This is a genomic window from Rhizobium sp. PDO1-076 (assembly GCF_000247475.1).
Classification (GTDB): Bacteria; Pseudomonadota; Alphaproteobacteria; order Rhizobiales; family Rhizobiaceae; genus Allorhizobium.
This window is the reverse complement of sequence record NZ_AHZC01000439.1, coordinates 1-17,671: the sequence shown is the minus strand read 5'-3', so window position 1 is coordinate 17,671 and position 17,671 is coordinate 1. Positions and strand designations below refer to the sequence as shown.

The following is a 17,671-nucleotide window of genomic DNA, read 5'->3' as shown; positions in this document are numbered from 1 at the left end:
GGTTTGCTTCTGCACTGCCAGATCCCGGTAATCCGCCGGTGATAAACAGGCTGAGCACAAGATCCTGCGTACAGGTCGCATTTATCATGCTGCATAAAGGGATGAGTGAAATGTAGAACCCGGTCATCACGACAAGTGCGTAGGGCAGCGATGACAAGAAGCAACTGGCGATCGTGCTGCCGCCCAAAACGATGGGTCTGCTCGATGGTAGCAGTGATCTGGGAAACCAGTTCGTCAGCGTTTTCCTTTGCCCCGGGTTCTCCATTCGGCGGCGTTCTAGATGCTTCCGGCGGCGGCGCGTATGGCTCTACGTCAGCCGAGTATTTCGTCCGGACAAACTCGAATGATGGATTTATGCCCTGTGCGCCATCGCCGCCAGCCGTAGTCGGAAAGGCGGCAATGTAGTCGCGGATCATTCGTAGGCGGCGCAATCTGATCTCGTATCGACCGAAGATCAGACCGATGACTGTGGTTGCGGCCATCGCAATGGCGACCAAGATCGATTCAGTGGTCAGGAACTCTTTCAGTGATGCCCAAATCACAGCCAATGTTTGCATCTGCAATCCCCCATTTGCGGGAAAGCCTAGCAAGAACCGGAAAGGGCGCCACCAATCGATGACGCTCTGTGGTTGTATATGGCAATCCTTGATTGCGTTTATTTCTTTTTCGCGATCACCAGGTGTCCGGGAGAGGGTTCGCCGTCCTGCATGCGCACGTTGATGTCGGTGATTTCGACGATTTCGAAACCGGTGGCGGCCAGGCGTTCGCGGACATAGGCCTCGGCATGGACGAAACGCTGGTGCGGACCGACCATGTAGGGACGTCCAGCCAAGAGCTCGGCCGGGCGTGTCTCGGACGAGAAGATGAGCAAGCCACCATCGACCATGTTTTCGGCCGCGCCGAAGAACAGCGGCTCAAGTGCGCCGAGATAGGGCAGAACGTCGGTCGCAGTGATCAGGTCGAAGGCCTCCTCGTCATTGTCCTCAAGGAAGTCCTCGATTTCAGCGACATACAGGGTCTCGTAGAGATCCTTTTCATGGGCGAGCTCGACCATGTTTTCCGAAATGTCGATGCCGGTGATGTCGTCGACCATGTCGCGCAGGGTGCCGCCGGTCAGGCCGGTGCCACACCCGAGATCCAGCAGGCGCTTGAAGGGGCCAAGGCCGAGCGTCTGCAGGCGCTGGCGCACCAGCGCCGGCACGGCATAACCGAGCTGCTCGACAAGGATGTCCTCGAAGGCTTCGGCATGCTGATCGAATAGGGTTTCGACATAGGCGTCAGGCGCCTTGGGCGGCGCATCGCCACGCCCGAGTGCGGCGATGCGGACGGACGCACCACCATGATCCTCGGGATCAATGTCCAGCACTTCGGCATAAGCCTTCACGGCGGCGTCGATGTCGCCGGATTTTTCAAGCGCCAGAGCGCGGTTATAGGCCTCAGCCAATGCTTCTTCGTCGATCTTGGCCATTGCGGCTCCTTGTGGTCCTGGCCGCGTTCCGGCCTTTGGCTGTGCTCTAGCGGCTCAGCGCCGGAATGGCAATGTTGAGGCGGATCTGTTGTCTCTGCCGCATCTTCGCCGGAGTGGTGCGCTACGACAATGGAGGTATTGTGGGGGGGACGTCATAGTTGTCGAACTGGAAGCAAAGCAAATCGCCGTCGAGCCGCAATTGGCCACGCCGGCTTCCGCAAGCGCGCCGACCCTGCCATCGAATTCCGCGGAAAAGGCCAATATGATCATCCACTACTATCGTGGGGAAATCGCTCGCATGACCAGTTGGCGTGATCGTATCGACCGGACATCCAACTGGTCGATGACGGTGGTTGCAGGCCTGCTGTCCGTGTCGCTTTCGACACCGACATCACATCACGGCGTCATCCTGTTTGCGATGCTGCTGATTTCGGTGTTTCTGATGATCGAAGCGCGACGGTATCGATTTTTCGATGTCTACCGCGCGCGGGTTCGACAACTCGAGCGGCATTATTTTGCCCAGGCGCTGTGTCCGCGGCCGGAGCTGAATACCAATTGGGCCGAAGTCATTGCCGACAGTCTGCGCAAGCCGGTGTTTCTGATCGAATATCACGAGGCCCTGTTTCGCCGCATCCGACGCAACTATGGCTGGATGTACGTGATATTGCTGCTGGCCTGGACGTTGAAGATCTCAAGCCCGAAATTGCAGCCGGACGAATTGCCCGTCGAGTTCGTGACAAGTTTCGGGCAGGTGGTTGCGAATGCGCATCTGGGTCCCATTCACGGCCTGATCATTCTCGCCGCTGTCGCGCTATTTTACCTGGCACTTCTCATTGCCGTTTTGTACCGCGATCCGGAGGATGGCGAACTGGCGCATGGGGATGTGCATGTCTGACGCGTGTGTCTGATCGCGCGACCTCAATGCAGGATGAATTCACCTTTCAACGCGCGCCATTCGCTGGCGCTGATCATTTTCTGGTGAACATACTGGACCGAATGGAGCGGCCCCTCAATCTTGTCCTGCCAGAAGCGAAGGAAGCCCTTCATTTCGGGAAAGTCCGGCGCCAGATCGTAGTGCTGCCAGACATAGGTCTGCAGCAGCAATGGATGGTCGGGCAGGCGGTAGAGAATCTGGGCCGTGGTGAGACCATAGCCCTTCAGCATCAGTTCCATCTCAGTGTTCATGTCCGTTCGCTCCGTATCCCGGTCTGGGGATCGGTGCGGACGGTAAAGCGCTGCCGCAACCGACCGGGGCCGCGACCAACGCGGGCCCTGTCGACAATGGAAACATCAGATGGTTAATCGTGCATTAACTTCAAGCGAGTTGGGTCGAAAAAGTCTATGAAGTCAGTGTCTTGGCAGCCCTCTAACGAGAGTGCTGCCAAGAGCCGTCTTTCTAGCGCTTGAGGTGGCGCGTCAGGCGGGCTTCCAGCCAGGCCCAGGTATGACGCAAGGCCTCGACGATCGTCAGGTAGAAGATCGCAGCCCAGAGATAGGTCTGGTAGTCGAAGGTGCGCGAAAAGGCGTAGCGGGTCTGGCCCATCAGGTCGAGCACGGTGACGACCGCGACTACTGCCGAGCCCTTGATCATGAAGATGATCTCGTTGCCGTAAGGGCGCAGCGCCACGATCAGCGCCTGCGGCAGGATGATCTTCCAGAAGGTGATGGGTGTGGGCAGGCCGAGTGACTTAGCGCCTTCCGTCTGGCCACGCGGTACGCTCTGGATTGCCCCGCGCAGGATTTCCGCCTGATAGGCGGCTGTGTTGAGCGTCATCGCAAAGGCCGCGCAATACCAGGCTTCTCGGAAGAACCACCAGAGCCCCATTGCCTCTATCTGCGGCCTAAACGACCCGAGGCCGTAGTAGACGAGGAAGATCTGCAGCAACATGGGCGTGCTGCGGAAGAGATAGACATAGGCGTAGGAAATCGTATTGAGCACCCGATTCTTCGACATACGCGCGAAGGTCACTGGCAGAGAGAGGATAGCGCCGAGGGCAATTGACGTCACCGTCAAGGCAATTGTCGTCAATAGTCCGTTGATGTAGCGCGGGCCGTATCGGGATACCTTGTCGATGTCCCAATTGGATATCACCGACCAGAGCAATGCGGCTCCCAGAATTGCCCATAAGCATAGCAGCGCGTAGCCCAAAATTCGAGCGCCGTTCAGGCGTGACGCCTTGTTCGGTGGTGCTGGGCGGGCGGGAATCATTTCAAGCACATGGGTCATCGGCTGACCCCCGAGCGGTTGGCCCAACGGGCGATAGCGCTAAGGCCAATAGACGAGAGGCTGGCAAGGCCGAGATAGATGAGGCAAGCAAGGCCGTAGAACAGGAAAGCCTCTTTGGTGACCCGTGCGGCAATCCCAGTTTGCCGTAAGATATCGGCGAGGCCGATGACTGAGACGAGTGCGGTGTCCTTGAGAAGCACGAGCCAGAGATTGCTGAGACCGGGGAGTGCAATGCGAATGAGTTGTGGCAGGATGATCAGCCACATTGTCTTGCGCCTCGACAGGCCAAGTGCGCTACCGGCTTCGTACTGGCCGTTTGGTATGGCCCTGAAGGCGGAGAGCAGTACTTCCGAGGCATAGGAAGAGAAAACCACGGAAAGGGCGAGCATGCCAGCGACGAATGCATTGATCTCGACCTTACTCTCGCTACCCAACCAAGTCAGGACGCCTTGCAGAAAAATCTGGAAACCGTAGTAAACGATGAACAGGGTCAACAGTTCGGGTAGGCCTCGAAAGATCGTGGTGTAGACGCCTGTTGCCGTCCTCAAACTCTTTTCCTGCGATTGCATGGCGAGGGCAATCATGAAGCCAAGCGCGAGGCCAACCGGCAAAGTGGCAAGTGCGAGTGAAACGGTGACTTTGACGCCCAGGGCAATCTCGTCGCCCCAACCGGTTGCGCCACATGAGATCAGTGTATCGCCGGCGAGTAGTGTGAACGCACCGGCCGGCCCGCAGAACGGATCGAACACATGTCCGATCCAGGCCCAAACGGAGCCCAGCGCGGAAAACAATCCGCTCATGCCATATCCCCCTTAGCGGTTTGCCCGCATTTGATTATTGCTTCAGCATGAAATGCAAAATGGCGGAAGCATAGAACTTCCGCCATTCGCAATCGTATCGGCGATCCGGCGGTTACTGGCCGTAAACGTCGAAGTCGAAATACTTGTCGTTGATTTCCTTGTACTTGCCACTCGCACGGATGCCAGCGATTGCGGCCGTGAACTTGTCGGCAAGCGCGGTTTCGCCCTTGCGGACGGCAATGCCGGCGCCTTGGCCGTTGATGTCGACATCGACCGGAAGCGGGGTCAGTATCTTGCAGCAGGTGCCGGCGTCCGACTTGACCCATTCCGACAGAACGACGATGTCGTCGACGACGGCGTCCACACGACCGCCTTCGAGGTCGAGCTTGTATTCGTCGGCGGTCGGATAAAGCTTGAGCTCGGAATCAGCCATATGCTTTTCGGCATAGTTGGCGTGCGTGGTCGAGGACTGGGCGCCAAGCGTCTTGCCCTTCAAACCGGCAACGTCGGTGATCGGGGAGTCCTTCGGCACGGCAACAGCCGGCGGTGTGTTGTAGTACTTCTTGGAGAAGTCGACCTTCTCAAGACGTTCCGGGGTGATCGACATGGATGCGATGATCGCGTCGAACTTCTTGGCCTGGAGAGCCGGGATGATGCCGTCCCAATCCTGCGTCACGAATTCGCAGGTGACCTTCATCTCGTCGCAAAGCGCCTTGGCGATGTCGATGTCAAAGCCGACGAGGGTGCCGTCGGCTTCCAGGTTGTTAAACGGCGGATATGCGCCTTCGGTCCCGATGATGATCTTTTCCTGCGCCAATGCTGCGCCAGCAAACAGCGACAGTGCGGCGATCGAAGCTGCAGCCAAGAAACGTGTGGGAATACGCATGTGATCCTCTCTGTTGGTGGATGCCGTTTGTTTTTGTTGGCGGCTATCCGTGGTCGGTGCGGCAATTGATCGGCCACACTTGGGCCCAATATTCGTCTGGTTTTCCAGCTGAAATCAACTGGAAACCGTAGAGGTCCAAAAATTAGCGTGTTTTTCTTGTGTTGAAACCAGCGGTCGCGCCCTATTTCACGCTCAGACCGCATGGAGCAAAACGTCCTTTCGCTCGTTCAGGTGGGGTTAATTTGATTGGACCTAGGTTCCGGGCGGGCCTCGGTTCCTGAGAATCGGCGAAACAGAATAAAAGTCGCTGTCTGGATGGTTTGACATTGGTCGACCTCTGACGGGACTAAGGGAAGGAAACGCAAGGCATGTTCAAAAACAGATTGCTGAACACGGTGGCCATACCGGTGCTCTCGATGGCGGTACTGGCAAAGCCCGTCATGGCATCGACCATAAATTACTCACAGACGAAATCGCAGTCGCGCCAGGCTGAGGACGGCCTGATCCAGTTGGCGCAGGCGGTTGTCTGCAGCGATGGTGCGGAAGCAGCCGATCAGGATGCGTGTAATGCGCGCGATGCCCAGCGTGCAGCCGAGCAAGAAGCTGCACGTCAGGCTGCCGAAGCACAAGCTGCCGCAGAAGAGGCGCAACGTGCCGCCGACGAAGAAGCCGCCCGCCAGGCGGCCGAACAGCAGGCCCAGCAGGAAGCGCAGAAGGCTGCCGAAGAACAGGCAGCACAGCAGGCCGCAGCGGAAGAAGCACAACGCGCCGCTGAAGCCGAGGCTCAGGCTGCCGCCGAAGAGGCTGCCCGTCAGGCTGCTGAACAGCAGGCACAGCAGGAAGCCCAGAAGGCTGCCGAGGATCAGGCCGCTCAACAGGCTGCTGCAGAAGAGGCTCAGCGCGCCGAGGCTGAGGCACAGGCACAGGCCCAGGCCGCGGCAGAGGCCCAGGCAGCCCAGCAGGCTGCAGAAGAGGAGGCCGCCCGCAAGGCTGCCGAAGAGCAGGCAGCGCAGCAACAGGCCGAGCAGCCATCCGCCGAGCCGGCTGCGGAAATGGTAACATGTGCGGACGGCTCGCAGGCGGCCACGGCCGAGGCTTGCCCGGCGTCGGAGGCTGCGCCTGAAGCCGAACAGCCCGCCGCTGAGCAGGCCCCGGCCGAGCAGCCACAGGCAGAAGAGGCACCAGCCGCGCAAACACCTGCAGAAACAGCTCCGGCAGAAACAGCTCCGGCTGAGCAGCCTGCTGGTGAACCGGCACAAACGCCGGTGCCGGCAACTGAGACCCCGGCAGAGGTGCCGGCTGAAACTCCGGCTGGCCAGACCACGGGTGAAGCCGCTCCAGCTGAACAGCCAGCAGCCGAACAGGTCCTCGTGCCTGCCGTCGAGCCTCCGGTCGATCAGCCTGTACCGGAACTCGTCGAGACGCAGACCGAGGAACAGAAGCAGGAAATCGCTGCGGATCCGTCCCAGACGACTGAAACTGTCGTGTTGCCGGTCGAAGGCGGAGCTGCCGTGCTCGACAGCGACAAGGATGCCGACAACGTCGGTGGTGCGCAGTCGCGTGATCTGCGCAACCAGCAGCGTGCCGCGGAAGAAGTCGCCCCTGCGCCGGAAAACGATGCCGCCGCTCAGGCTGAGGGCGTGCAGGTGGAGAGCCAGGCCATTCAGGCGACCGTTGCTGAAACCGGTACCAAGCTCGACGCCGCGCCGGCATTTGCCGTTCCGACGTCGGTGACCAACAATGCGACCAACATCACCAACAACGTGACGAACAACAATATCACCAACAACACGATCATTCAGAACAATGTCGTCAATCAGGTGACCGAAGTGAAGGTGATCGAGCAGATCGATGACCGCACGATCATCAATGTCGGCAACCAGATCGTCGTTCGCGGCGATGACAGGCAGCGCCTGCGCTACGATTCGGAAGAGACGTTCTACGAGGAACTTTCGCGTGGCCGTACCCGCGAGACGATCGTGCGGCCGAATGGCTCGCGTCTGGTCACAATCTACAATCGTTATGGCGATATCGTGCTCCGTTCGCGCATCACGCGTGAAGGAGAAGAATATGTGATGATGTATTCGCCGGAAGCTGACGACGAGCGTCCGCAGGTCTTCGTCGACGTTGGTTACTCCCTGCCGCCGATGCGCCTGACCATCCCGGTCCAGGACTATATCGTCAGCACGTCGCGCGAGCCGGATCGTGACTATTACGACTTCCTCGGCCAGCCGCCGGTCGAGCGTGTCGAGCGTGTCTATTCTATCGATGAAGTGAAGTCGTCTGCTCGTCTGCGCGACAAGGTGCGCCGTATCGACCTCGATACCATCACCTTCCCGTCGGGGTCTGCCGAAGTTCCGCTTGCGCAGGCCAAGACCCTGCGCCAGGTGGCAGCCGCCATGGAGCAGTTGCTCGAAAAAGATCCGGGCGAAGTCTTCCTGATCGAAGGTCATACCGATGCGGTCGGTTCCGATCGCACCAATCTGGTGTTGTCTGACCAGCGTGCGGAAACGGTGGCGAACCTCCTGACCGAAGTTTACGGCATTCCGCCGGAAAACATGTCGGTTCAGGGCTATGGCGAACGTTACCTGAAGATCCGCACGGAAGCCGGTGAACAGCAGAACCGCCGTGTTGCGATCCGCCGTGTGACATCGCTGGTGCGCCCGGCTGTTGCCGCTAACCGGTAAGCAGAGGTTATCGTACAAAGAAGAAAGGCCGCCGGAGAAATCCGGCGGCCTTTCTTCTGTCGAGACCTTGGGTCAAGGTCCTGGTGTGCTATAGCGGAGGCAGGCCGGTCACTTTAGCGACGAAGTCGGCGATTGTTGTCGTGTCATCGAGATTGAAGACCGGGAGACTGGTGTCGTCCACCGGATGGTCGGCGGCAATCGCCACGATGTACGGATCGGTCGGGGCAAGCGGTTCGCGGTCCTTTGCGTCCAGGCGCCTAGCCTCGATCTTGGGCACAGCTTCGCGTTTGTAACCCTCGATTAGGACAAGATCGCAGGGAGCTATGCGGGCCAGTATCTCCTCGAAGGAAGGCTCCGCTGCTCCGCGCAATTCATGCATGATGGCAAAGCGGGTGCCGGAGACGATGACGACCTCGGTGGCTCCAGCCTGTCGATGGCGGTAGCTGTCGGCGCCGACCTTGTCGATATCGAAGTCGTGGTGGGCATGCTTGATGGTCGATATGCGATAGCCGCGGCGGGTGAATTCTTCCACCAGCCTCACCGCGAGCCCGGTCTTGCCGGAATTCTTCCAGCCGGAAATGCCAAAGATACGTGGCCGCTCGCTCATCATATGCCTTTCTGCAGCAGCGCCTCGGCCTGCTTAAGGTCCTCCGGCGTGTTGATGTTGAAGAATGGATCCTGTGAACCCAGGTCGGTGTCGACCATGAGGAAATCGACGATCACGCGGGGATGTCGATCAACGAAATCGAAGACACGGCGATGGTGAGGATCGTCCAGCCAGACTGCCAGATCGGACGCCAGGTTTTTCGGCCACAGGGCAATCACGGGATGGGTTCTGCCGCCCGACGCAGCGAGTATGATGGTGCCGGTGGTGGCCACAGCGCGAAGGCGCTCGACAAGATCATGGGGCAGGAAAGGCGTGTCGCCGGGGACGGTCAGGATATGGCTGTATTGCTCGTCGTGCCGCTCCAGGGCCATCAAACCCGCCAGCACGCCGGCGAGGGGACCCGGCCGATCTGGCAGCGGATCGGCATAGTTGGGAATGCCGAGATCAAGCGGATAGTCTGAGGGCGCATTGATCCAGACAGGATCGGCCTGCATTCTCAGGCGCTCCAGGATGTGGGCGATCAAAGGCCGGCCGCCCAGAAGCATCTGTGTCTTGTCGCTCCCCATGCGTCGCGACAGACCGCTGGCAAGAATGATGGCGGGAAGGTGGTCTTGTTTGCTCATCTCCAACCCATGCAGTCTTCCGAATGACAAGAGGATCGATTGGCAAGCGACATCATTTCCGCCTCATGTCTCGGTGCAGATCTCAGGTCGGCGTTACAGGCCCTGCGCTGGCAGCCACCTGGGCCTTGCGCTTGTTCTCCCGGTAGAACGTGTAAAGGCCCGATACGATGACGATGGTCGCGCCGAGCAGCGTCGCCAGTGTTGGCAGTTCGCCGAAGAACACGAAGCCGAGCAGAACCGCCCAGATCAGACTGATATAGCGGAAGGGGGCGATGAAGGAAATTTCACCTGTCCTCATCGCCATGATGATCGATTGATAGCCGACAAAGAGAAAGCCGGAGGCGATGACCAGCGTGCCGAAGGCGCCATAGGAGACAGGCTGCCAACCACCATAGACCGGTATCAGCAGCAGTCCGGCAAAAGAAATGCTGGCTGCGGTAAACAGCGTGACGGTAAAAGAGGAGACATTCGGGTCGATCTTCTTGGTGACAAGGTCGCGGCCCGCTGCGGTGATCACGCTGATGACGACATACAGAGCCGCCAGTGTAAAACCTTCGGGACCCGGCTGAATGATGATCATCACACCAATGAAGCCGACGCCAATTGCCGTCCAGCGGCGCCAACCGACCGGTTCGCGGAAAAAGAGTGCCGCCCCCAGCGTCACTGCAAGCGGCAGCGACTGCAGGATGGCCGACGCGTTGGCGAGCGGGATCTGACCCAGTGCCGTCAGGAATGTGATCGCGGCGATTGTCTCCAGCGCGATGCGACAGAGGATCAGGGGCTGAAACAGATTGCGAATGTGATCCAGTGCGCCTAGCCGGCGGGCGACAAGATAGACCATGACTGTGGTTAATGCACCGCGCACGAACATGATCTGTCCGACGGTCATTTCGTCGGTCACGGACTTGGTCAGAGCGTCGTTGAAGGTGAAACCGGCCATCGAAAGCGCCATCAAGGCTGCGCCTCGCGTATTGTCGGATAATGCCATTTTGAACGGATCCTGAAACTTGCAGGGATCCTTCTAAACGATGCGCAGGAGCGGCGGTACCGCTTTTCGAGCAAAAACTACAAAAGTTCAGGTATCCAAACGGCTTAAAAGCGCAAAAAATCTGGGCATCGATTAACGTTTGTTCAAACTTGCAGGCGGAAGCTCGATACACTTGTTCCACATGAGGTGGAAACCGCCCGTTTGACGCCGCGCAGATGTTTTCAAGCGTGGGCGCCGACCTCGTTCCGAGGGTTTCATGAGTTTCATAGATCGCCTCCTGCAGAGCCGCAGGATTGTTACGAAAGTGCTCCTTTTTGTCGTGCCTCTCGTTCTGCTGATGGCAGGTGTCGGGCTTCTGGGTTACCGAACTGCCAGCATGCTGAACGGTCATATGACCGTCACCCGCGCCACAATCGGCAATATCAGCGATCTCGAGCAGGTTCAGGGTGGCTTGCAGGAGTTCAGTCTCGACCCGACCGACAAGAGCCGCGAAGGTGTACTGGCGGCTGTAGACAAGCAGGAAAATGGTCTCGCTGTGCTGGATGGCGTGCTCGCAGGGCAGGCGCAGAAGGCGGACCTGAGCGATCTGCGCGCGCTGCCGCAGCGCATGCGCGATCAGACCAAGGCGATGTGGGACAACAAACAGGAGCGCAGCGCGCTCGATGCTGGACTGATCGAAGCCGTCGCAGCTCTGCAGGGCGATGGCAAGCAGATCGTCAAGCAGGTGGATTTCGTCCGCAAGGAACTGGCCGACAAGGAACGTTTCGCCAAGGAACTTCTGTTCGATGCATCGGCCTTCCAGTCGTTGATCGATCGTCTCGGCAAGCTCCGTGTCGCGGTACAGATGGGCTTTACCCCGGCCGAACAGCTGGACGAGGCCAAGCTTTACGCCGGTGCGATGCAGAAGGACCTGACCAAGGCCCAGGCAATCGCATCGGACAAGGGCAAGGTGCTGATCGATGAAGTGGCCGGCGCCATGGGCAGGATCGATGCGATCCTGAAGTCGAGCGATGCCGATGACGTCAAGGCGCAGGGTCTCAACAAGGTTCTGTCAGAGCTTGTGCTGATCGAGCAGAAGATCACGCTGCAGGCTTCCAAGAACAGCGATGTGGCCGCCGACCGTTTTGTCGGCCTCGACAAGCTGGTGGCTGACCAGAAGGAACTGATGAGCCTCGTTGACGACGCTGCCATGGAAATCGCAACCCTGGAACTGCGGGTGCAGAAAATGCTTGGCAGCCTGGATGAGGACTCGCGCGGGATCGTTCTGTCGAACGTCTCGGCGCTTGGCGAGATGGCAGCGCGGATTTCCGAGCTTGGATCCAAGAACAGCACGCTGCGTGATTTTCCGAAGACCATCGCGCCACGCCTGAAGGCGATCGAAGACAATTCGCAGGCCCTGCTCAAGGCCGGGGAAAACTGGCAATCGCTGCGTCTGGCATCCACCGACTATGTGTCGACGGCAATGGCCTCCCTGCGTGACTTCGTCAGCAGTGCCCAGGAGGTCGGCAAGGAAGACAGCGAGCGGTCGGCGACCATATCGATCATCACCATGGTGGCCGGAACGCTTTTGGCCATCGTCGGCGGCTTGATGCTGATCGAGACGCTGCGTGCGCCGTTGAAGCGTATCACCGGGGTGATGTCGCGGCTGGCGAGTGGCGATCTGTCGGTGCCGATCGAAGGGCGCAATCGCGGCGACGAGATCGGCGATATGGTCCGTTCGGTGACCGTCTTCCGGGATGCCGCGCTCGAAAACAAGCGGCTGGAAGAAGAGGCTGCACAATCGCGTCAATTGTCGGCGCGCGAGACGGAGCTGCGGGCGGAGGAGCGTGCCCGGGTGGAGGCCGATCAGCGGGCAGCCCTTGAGGCGCTTTCATCGGTGCTGCAGGCGCTTGCCAACGGCCATCTGAATGTCAGCATGAGGGAGGATCTGCCTGCGGACTTCGTGGCCATGGCCACGACCTACAATCATGCGGTCGAAGCATTGCGCGCGACGCTTGAAGATGTGCGCGGCGCCAGCGCCGACATAAATGCCGGTACCGAAAATCTTGCCGTGTCGGCCGACGACCTGGCGAGGCGCACCGAACAGCAGGCCGCGGCGCTGGAAGAGAGCGTGCGGGCCCTGTCGCATCTGAGCGACGTCGTGCGTTCCACCGCCGACGGTGCGGGTCGCACGGCACGCTCCGTCGCATCTGCGCGCGACCATGCACGGCAGTCGGGGGTCGTCGTGAAGAAGGCTGTCGAAGCCATGGCCGAGATCAGCCGCTCCTCCGACAAGATCTCGACCATTATCGGGGTTATCGACGAGATTGCCTTCCAGACAAATCTGCTGGCCCTGAACGCGGGCGTCGAGGCGGCGCGGGCCGGCGAAGCCGGGCGCGGATTTGCCGTGGTCGCCCAGGAAGTCCGTGATCTCGCCCAGCGTTGCGCAAACGCGGCCAAGGAGATCAAGCAGCTGATTTCGGTCAGCGGCGGTCAGGTCAAGTCCGGTGTCGAGCTGGTCGAGAATACCGGTGAGGCCCTGCAGACGATCATCAACCAGGTCGAGGAAGTGCAGGGGCTGGTCGAGACGATTTCGGCTGCTACCCGCGAACAGTCCACCGGCATCAGCGAGGTGACCAGTGCCGTGCGAGACGTCGAGCTGATCACCCAGCAAAACGCCGCCATGGTCGAAGAAAACAATGCGGAAATCCATGGCCTTCGCCAGCGGGTGGAAAACTTGATGGGCAAGATCGAGCACTTCCGCACCGAGGCACCTGCCACACAGCACCAGCCAATGCGACGGATTGCCTGAGGATCTTCTGACGTCAGAGAAAGCCGGCGGCGGGGTTAGCCGCCGGTGACGCTCATGTGCCGGCCGACGGCTGGCTTGCGATGATCGCGGTCGATGATGAAATCGTGCCCCTTGGGCTTGCGGGTGATCGCTTCGTCGATCGCTGCCGACAGGTAGGCATTGTCATCCGAGGCGCGCAGCGCGGTTCGCAGGTCTGCGGCATCATCCTGGCCCAGGCACATATAGAGGGTGCCGGTGCAGGTTAGCCGGACGCGGTTGCAGCTCTCGCAGAAATTATGGGTCAGAGGTGTGATGAAACCCAGCCGACCACCCGTTTCCGCGACTTCGACGTAACGGGCCGGTCCACCCGTCTTGTAGGGGATTTCGTTCAGCGTGAACCGTTCTTCGAGCCTGCTGCGCACGAGTGACAAGGGCAGATACTGATCCGTCCGGTCTTCGCCCGTCTCACCCATGGGCATGGTTTCGATCAATGTCAGATCCATACCTTCGGCATGGGCAAATGTCATCAGATCCGGAATTTCCGCCTCGTTGAAATCCTTCAGGGCAACGGCATTCAGCTTGACATGAATGCCTGCCGCCTGTGCTGCCCTTATGCCTTCGATGACCTTGTCGAATTCCCCCCATCGGGTGATCGACTTGAACTTGGCCGGGTCGAGGGTGTCGAGCGACACATTGATGCGGCGGACCCCACAATCGGCCAGTTCGGCGGCGTGTTTGGCAAGCTGCGAGCCGTTGGTGGTGAGGGTCAGTTCATCGAGGCCGCCACCCAGATGACGGGAGAGGCTGCGGATCAGAAACATGATGTTCTTGCGGACCAGGGGTTCGCCACCCGTAAGCCTCAGCTTGCGAACGCCCTTGGCGATGAAGGCGGAACAGAGCCGGTCGAGTTCTTCCAGCGTCAGCAGGTCCTTTTTCGGCAGGAAAGTCATGTTTTCCGCCATGCAATAGGTGCAGCGGAAGTCGCAGCGATCAGTGACGGAGACACGAAGATAGGTGACGCTACGGCCAAACGGATCGACCATCGGGTCATTCCGCTCCGCAAGCGGCGCCGCAGTTTGCCATGTGACAGGGCTGTGATCCAAGGGAAGTCTCCTGATGTTTGCGACAATGTGGGCTTGCGCCACTAAAGCGTCAAGCGAAGTGCCCGGATTTGTCGGTCAAATTATCTTGCGCCGGATCCGTCGAGGACTTACCTGTGCGTCACAATTTAGCGATTTCGATCAAGTGAGAACCGGCATGAGTGACACCTGGCCAAGCGAACTGAAGGTTTCCAAGGACCGCCGTCTTCTGACCGTTCGTTTCAATGACGGCGTGGTCGTCACATTGCCGGCCGAAATGCTGCGCGTCCTTTCGCCCTCGGCCGAGGTGCAGGGGCATGGTCCGGGGCAAAAGGTGACCGTGCCGGGCAAACGCAACGTGGCGATCAAATCCATGACGCCGACCGGCAATTATGCCGTGCGAATCGGATTCGACGACGGCCACGACACAGGCATCTTCACCTGGACCTATCTGCGGGAGCTTGGCGAAACCGGCGCCGAGAAGTTTGCCGAATATGAAGGCGAGCTTGTCGCCAAGGGGCTCAGCCGCGATCCGCGCTGACGGCGTCCGCCTCTTCCTCTTCACCACCCAGATCGGTGGCCTGCATGCGCTGGATCAGTCCTTCCATACTGTCAGCCATTTTCAGGCAGTCCTCCAACGGCGTCGCAGAAAGCGTGCGCTCGATGAGGTCTGTCTGGATGAGCATGGCTTTTTCGGTGAGTACCCGTCCTTCAGCGGTCAGAAACAATCTCAGGATGCGTTTGTCGCGCGGGTCGGGGCGTCGCTCCAGCAGGCCGCGCTTTTCCATCTGCGGCAGCAGCATGCTCATGTTGGAGCGGCCGACCAGCAGCTTGCGGGCCAGTTCCTGCTGCGAGATCGCCTCGAAGCGATAGAGATTGATCAGGATATCGAGATGCGGCGGCTTGATGTCGAGGGGTGCAAGCGCGCGCGTCAGGGCCTGTTGCATCAACTGGCAGGCGCGGCCGACGGAGATCCAGCTGCGAAAACGGGGATGATCCCAAGGGAAGGCTTGATTTTTGTTCATTCTTGTACTTTATTGTTCAATATTGAACATTAACGTGGGTCTCCGATTATGACATCCTTCGCTTTCAAGGTCATCCGTTTCGGTTTCTCCCGGCTGGAGGCGCTTTCGCCAAGACTGTCCGGCAGCCTCGCGTTCAAGCTCTTCTGTCGCACACCCGGTCGCCAGCCGAAAGGGGCGAAAGCAAAGCGGGTGTTTGTCGCTGGCCAGCAGAAACTCGCCAATGCCAAGATCGTGCGCTTGCCGACCTCCGCCGGCAGCGTCGGGACCTATCATCTGGGAAGTGGCACAGATCAGCGCGCGGTGCCGAGGCTGCTGTTGGTTCATGGCTGGGGATCGCGGGCGGAATATTTGACCGATCTTGCCTTCGGGCTGAGTGCGGTAGGCGCCGAGATCGTGATGCTGGATCTGCCGGGACATGGTGCGTCCAGCGGTCGCCGCCTGGACCTCAGGCTCGCTGCCGAGGCGATCGGTGCTTGTGAGCGACATTATGGTCCGTTTGACGGTGTGGTCGGCCATTCCTTTGGCGGCGCGGCTGTGATGACCGCTGCCGGCGGTGTGTTCGGCGATCGGTCGAGCCTTGGGGCAGGGCGAATTGTGCTGATCGGCGCGCCGTCCAGTATGGGCGAGGTATTTGCCGGCTTTGCCTCTGCGATCGGCCTCGGTCGACCGAGTATGACGGCCATGCGCCAGCGGGCGGAAGACTATGTCGGCGTCAGTGTGGAGCAACTCGATACGGTGACCGCGGCTCGCCGGATCGATCGTCCGCTTCTGGTGATCCATGCCGAGGACGACAAGGAAGTGAATGTCGGGCATGCGCAGCGCTATATCGGCCTTTCGCCCAAGGTGCGGCATCTCTGGGCCAATGGTCACGGGCATCGCCGGATCGTCAGCGCACTCGAAGTGATTGACGCGGTTGCGGATTTTCTGGTCAGAGACCAGGCGATCGAGGCCAAGCTCAATCGCGCTGTGTCATAGGCGTGTCATCGGTCTTTCCTAGGAAGTTACGACATGGAATGCTGTGTATGGCCACTCATTGGGGGAGCGGCAACGCAAAACCGCCATGGAGGGACAGAATGCAGGTGATCCGGACCGTAGACGAACTGAAGCAGATTTACGGCGATGTGTCCGAGGCCTCTGTTGCCAAGGTGACGCAGGCTCTGACGGCAGAATACCGCCAGATGATCGAGCTTTCACCCTTTGTAGCGCTGGCGACCGTCGGGCCTGAGGGACTCGACTGCTCGCCTCGCGGAGATCGTGGTTCTGTTATTCGCGTCGAGGATGAAAAGACGTTGGCTATGCCGGACTGGCGCGGCAACAACCGGGTCGATTCGCTGGTCAATATCGTACGGGATCCACGTGTTGCGTTGATGTTTCTCATTCCAGGCTCGAACACGACGATGCGGGTCAATGGCAAGGCCGTTGTTTCCGTGGAGCCGGACCTTTTGCGCAGCTTCGAGATGGACCAGAAACACCCACGCAGCGTGATCCTGATTTCGATCGACGAAGTCTATTTCCAGTGTGCGCGAGCCGTCATGCGTGCGGATCTGTGGAACCCGGCCGTGCAGGTTGATGCAAAAAGCTTGCCGACACCGGGCGATCTGCTGAAAGCGGCCAAAGCGGATTTCGACAAGGTGACCTATGATCGCGAATGGCCGGCGCGCGCTGTCAAAACGATGTGGTAGCGTAATGCGGCGGCAAGTGCCGCGGCCGCCCTCGTGGTGTCAACGCTTGTAGATCAGCCAGCTCTTGGTGAAATCCTTCTTCATCCCGTCTTCATAGAGCCGCGTGCGGTTTCGACCGGTATTCTTGGCGCAATAGAGGGCGATATCGGACTTGGCATAGAGTTCGCCGGCGTCCTCGGCATCGCTTGCCATGCAATAGCCGAGCGAAATGGTCACAGGACCGTAGTTGACGCCAGTCTTGGAATTCTTGAACGGCGTCGTCTCCAGGGCAATGCGGACGCGCTCGCAGATCTGCTGCACTTCTTCGGCGGTATTGCCATCAATGATGATGGCAAATTCCTCACCTCCGGTGCGCGCGACGAAACAATCCTTGCGGACATTGGCGCGGATCACATTGGCAACGGTCGCCAAAATCTTGTCGCCGACGGGGTGGCCGTAAGCGTCGTTGACCTTCTTGAAATTGTCGATGTCAGCCAGGACCAGAGCGGAGAGCGTATGACTGTCGTTGGCGTAGACGGCCGACAGTTTCTCATCGAATGCGCGCCGGTTGGCAATGCGGGTCAGCGAGTCGGTGTTGGCTATACGTTTGTATTCATCCAGTTCCTTGCGGACCTGATCCATTTCCTGGGATTTCTGCGAAACCTGCGACACGGTGTTTTCACCATGCGCCATGGTGTGGCCGGTGGCTTCGGTCAGGATGGTGATTGCGCTGCGCAGGATGTCGGCGCTCGAACTGCTTTTCGAGTTGATGCGACTGTATGTCTCGCCGAGCAGCCTGTTGTAGCTTTCGAGGGAGCTCTGCTCCTGCTGCAGGACCTTTAGCAGGCCT

The 17,671-nt window shown here is 59.4% G+C and carries 18 protein-coding genes; 6 read left to right on the top strand and 12 right to left on the bottom strand.

The window, feature by feature from the left end:
* Window positions 1-557 (bottom strand): hypothetical protein (locus PDO_RS26045; RefSeq protein ID WP_007608811.1); only part of this gene is annotated, 557 nt, incomplete at its 3' end.
* A 98-nt stretch (window positions 558-655) separates the two neighbouring features.
* On the bottom strand, window positions 656-1,468 hold the full coding sequence (locus PDO_RS26040; protein WP_007608810.1) for a methyltransferase domain-containing protein: 813 nt from the start codon (window positions 1,466-1,468) through the stop codon (window positions 656-658).
* A 262-nt stretch (window positions 1,469-1,730) separates the two neighbouring features.
* Between PDO_RS26040 and PDO_RS26035 the strand changes: the two genes are divergently transcribed.
* Window positions 1,731-2,363, top strand: coding sequence for a DUF2270 domain-containing protein (locus PDO_RS26035; RefSeq protein WP_081593236.1), 633 nt, complete (start codon window positions 1,731-1,733; stop codon window positions 2,361-2,363).
* Window positions 2,364-2,386: 23 nt separating this feature from the next.
* Here the strand turns inward: PDO_RS26035 and PDO_RS26030 are convergent, their stop codons facing one another.
* The 4 genes from PDO_RS26030 to PDO_RS26015 form a co-directional block, all read right to left on the bottom strand.
* Window positions 2,387-2,653 (bottom strand): usg protein, encoded by a 267-nt coding sequence (locus PDO_RS26030; RefSeq protein WP_007608808.1) that lies wholly within the window; start codon window positions 2,651-2,653, stop codon window positions 2,387-2,389.
* Window positions 2,654-2,864: 211 nt separating this feature from the next.
* Window positions 2,865-3,695: an ABC transporter permease gene (locus PDO_RS26025; protein WP_007608807.1), complete on the bottom strand. Its 831-nt coding sequence runs from the start codon at window positions 3,693-3,695 to the stop codon at window positions 2,865-2,867.
* Window positions 3,692-4,495 carry an ABC transporter permease gene (locus PDO_RS26020; RefSeq protein WP_007608806.1) on the bottom strand — a complete coding sequence of 268 codons (804 nt, stop codon included), beginning with the start codon at window positions 4,493-4,495 and terminating at the stop codon, window positions 3,692-3,694. The genes PDO_RS26025 and PDO_RS26020 overlap by 4 nt, the downstream gene beginning before the upstream one ends.
* Window positions 4,496-4,607: 112 nt before the next feature.
* Window positions 4,608-5,381, bottom strand: a complete 774-nt coding sequence (locus PDO_RS26015) for a transporter substrate-binding domain-containing protein (RefSeq protein ID WP_007608803.1) — start codon at window positions 5,379-5,381, stop codon at window positions 4,608-4,610.
* 368 nt (window positions 5,382-5,749) lie between these two features.
* Between PDO_RS26015 and PDO_RS26010 the strand changes: the two genes are divergently transcribed.
* Complete coding sequence (locus PDO_RS26010; protein WP_007608801.1) at window positions 5,750-8,068, top strand: OmpA family protein; 2,319 nt, start codon at window positions 5,750-5,752, stop codon at window positions 8,066-8,068.
* 88 nt (window positions 8,069-8,156) lie between these two features.
* Here the strand turns inward: PDO_RS26010 and mobB are convergent, their stop codons facing one another.
* The 3 genes from mobB to PDO_RS25995 form a co-directional block, all read right to left on the bottom strand.
* The gene (mobB, locus tag PDO_RS26005) at window positions 8,157-8,675 is read right to left on the bottom strand and encodes a molybdopterin-guanine dinucleotide biosynthesis protein B (RefSeq protein WP_007608799.1); all 519 of its coding nucleotides are present in this window, start codon (window positions 8,673-8,675) and stop codon (window positions 8,157-8,159) included.
* Window positions 8,675-9,298, bottom strand: a complete 624-nt coding sequence (gene mobA, locus PDO_RS26000) for a molybdenum cofactor guanylyltransferase MobA (protein ID WP_007608797.1) — start codon at window positions 9,296-9,298, stop codon at window positions 8,675-8,677. The genes mobB and mobA overlap by 1 nt, the downstream gene beginning before the upstream one ends.
* Window positions 9,299-9,380: 82 nt before the next feature.
* Window positions 9,381-10,286, bottom strand: a complete 906-nt coding sequence (locus PDO_RS25995) for a DMT family transporter (protein WP_037075631.1) — start codon at window positions 10,284-10,286, stop codon at window positions 9,381-9,383.
* A 256-nt stretch (window positions 10,287-10,542) separates the two neighbouring features.
* Between PDO_RS25995 and PDO_RS25990 the strand changes: the two genes are divergently transcribed.
* Window positions 10,543-13,077 (top strand): methyl-accepting chemotaxis protein, encoded by a 2,535-nt coding sequence (locus tag PDO_RS25990; RefSeq protein WP_007608794.1) that lies wholly within the window; start codon window positions 10,543-10,545, stop codon window positions 13,075-13,077.
* A gap of 35 nt (window positions 13,078-13,112) precedes the next feature.
* Here the strand turns inward: PDO_RS25990 and moaA are convergent, their stop codons facing one another.
* Window positions 13,113-14,099 carry a GTP 3',8-cyclase MoaA gene (gene moaA / locus PDO_RS25985; protein WP_244426534.1) on the bottom strand — a complete coding sequence of 329 codons (987 nt, stop codon included), beginning with the start codon at window positions 14,097-14,099 and terminating at the stop codon, window positions 13,113-13,115.
* Window positions 14,100-14,313: 214 nt separating this feature from the next.
* On the opposite strand from moaA, the gene PDO_RS25980 reads away from it, so the two are divergent.
* A complete protein-coding gene (locus tag PDO_RS25980) occupies window positions 14,314-14,676 on the top strand; it encodes a gamma-butyrobetaine hydroxylase family protein (protein WP_007608790.1) in 363 nt (120 codons plus the stop codon).
* Here the strand turns inward: PDO_RS25980 and PDO_RS25975 are convergent.
* Window positions 14,657-15,160, bottom strand: a complete 504-nt coding sequence (locus PDO_RS25975) for a MarR family winged helix-turn-helix transcriptional regulator (RefSeq protein WP_007608788.1) — start codon at window positions 15,158-15,160, stop codon at window positions 14,657-14,659. The genes PDO_RS25980 and PDO_RS25975 overlap by 20 nt on opposite strands.
* Before the next feature lie 48 nt (window positions 15,161-15,208).
* On the opposite strand from PDO_RS25975, the gene PDO_RS25970 reads away from it, so the two are divergent.
* The gene (locus PDO_RS25970) at window positions 15,209-16,135 is read left to right on the top strand and encodes an alpha/beta hydrolase (RefSeq protein WP_007608786.1); all 927 of its coding nucleotides are present in this window, start codon (window positions 15,209-15,211) and stop codon (window positions 16,133-16,135) included.
* Window positions 16,136-16,233: 98 nt separating this feature from the next.
* Window positions 16,234-16,842 carry a pyridoxamine 5'-phosphate oxidase family protein gene (locus PDO_RS25965; protein ID WP_007608784.1) on the top strand — a complete coding sequence of 203 codons (609 nt, stop codon included), beginning with the start codon at window positions 16,234-16,236 and terminating at the stop codon, window positions 16,840-16,842.
* Between the two features lie 39 nt (window positions 16,843-16,881).
* On the opposite strand, the gene PDO_RS25960 is transcribed toward PDO_RS25965, so the two are convergent.
* A partial coding sequence (locus tag PDO_RS25960; protein WP_007608782.1) for a GGDEF domain-containing protein occupies window positions 16,882-17,671 on the bottom strand: 790 nt, incomplete at its 5' end.

What these genes read in the sequence shown, in the direction of transcription:
- PDO_RS26040 (WP_007608810.1), bottom strand. Translation starts at nt 1,468, where the DNA reads ATGGCCAAGATCGACGAAGAAGCATTGGCTGAGGCCTATAACCGCGCT.
- PDO_RS26035 (WP_081593236.1), top strand. Translation starts at nt 1,731, where the DNA reads ATGATCATCCACTACTATCGTGGGGAAATCGCTCGCATGACCAGTTGG.
- PDO_RS26030 (WP_007608808.1), bottom strand. Translation starts at nt 2,653, where the DNA reads ATGAACACTGAGATGGAACTGATGCTGAAGGGCTATGGTCTCACCACG.
- PDO_RS26025 (WP_007608807.1), bottom strand. Translation starts at nt 3,695, where the DNA reads ATGACCCATGTGCTTGAAATGATTCCCGCCCGCCCAGCACCACCGAAC.
- PDO_RS26020 (WP_007608806.1), bottom strand. Translation starts at nt 4,495, where the DNA reads ATGAGCGGATTGTTTTCCGCGCTGGGCTCCGTTTGGGCCTGGATCGGA.
- PDO_RS26015 (WP_007608803.1), bottom strand. Translation starts at nt 5,381, where the DNA reads ATGCGTATTCCCACACGTTTCTTGGCTGCAGCTTCGATCGCCGCACTG.
- PDO_RS26010 (WP_007608801.1), top strand. Translation starts at nt 5,750, where the DNA reads ATGTTCAAAAACAGATTGCTGAACACGGTGGCCATACCGGTGCTCTCG.
- mobB (WP_007608799.1), bottom strand. Translation starts at nt 8,675, where the DNA reads ATGAGCGAGCGGCCACGTATCTTTGGCATTTCCGGCTGGAAGAATTCC.
- mobA (WP_007608797.1), bottom strand. Translation starts at nt 9,298, where the DNA reads ATGAGCAAACAAGACCACCTTCCCGCCATCATTCTTGCCAGCGGTCTG.
- PDO_RS25995 (WP_037075631.1), bottom strand. Translation starts at nt 10,286, where the DNA reads ATGGCATTATCCGACAATACGCGAGGCGCAGCCTTGATGGCGCTTTCG.
- PDO_RS25990 (WP_007608794.1), top strand. Translation starts at nt 10,543, where the DNA reads ATGAGTTTCATAGATCGCCTCCTGCAGAGCCGCAGGATTGTTACGAAA.
- moaA (WP_244426534.1), bottom strand. Translation starts at nt 14,099, where the DNA reads ATGGTCGATCCGTTTGGCCGTAGCGTCACCTATCTTCGTGTCTCCGTC.
- PDO_RS25980 (WP_007608790.1), top strand. Translation starts at nt 14,314, where the DNA reads ATGAGTGACACCTGGCCAAGCGAACTGAAGGTTTCCAAGGACCGCCGT.
- PDO_RS25975 (WP_007608788.1), bottom strand. Translation starts at nt 15,160, where the DNA reads ATGAACAAAAATCAAGCCTTCCCTTGGGATCATCCCCGTTTTCGCAGC.
- PDO_RS25970 (WP_007608786.1), top strand. Translation starts at nt 15,209, where the DNA reads ATGACATCCTTCGCTTTCAAGGTCATCCGTTTCGGTTTCTCCCGGCTG.
- PDO_RS25965 (WP_007608784.1), top strand. Translation starts at nt 16,234, where the DNA reads ATGCAGGTGATCCGGACCGTAGACGAACTGAAGCAGATTTACGGCGAT.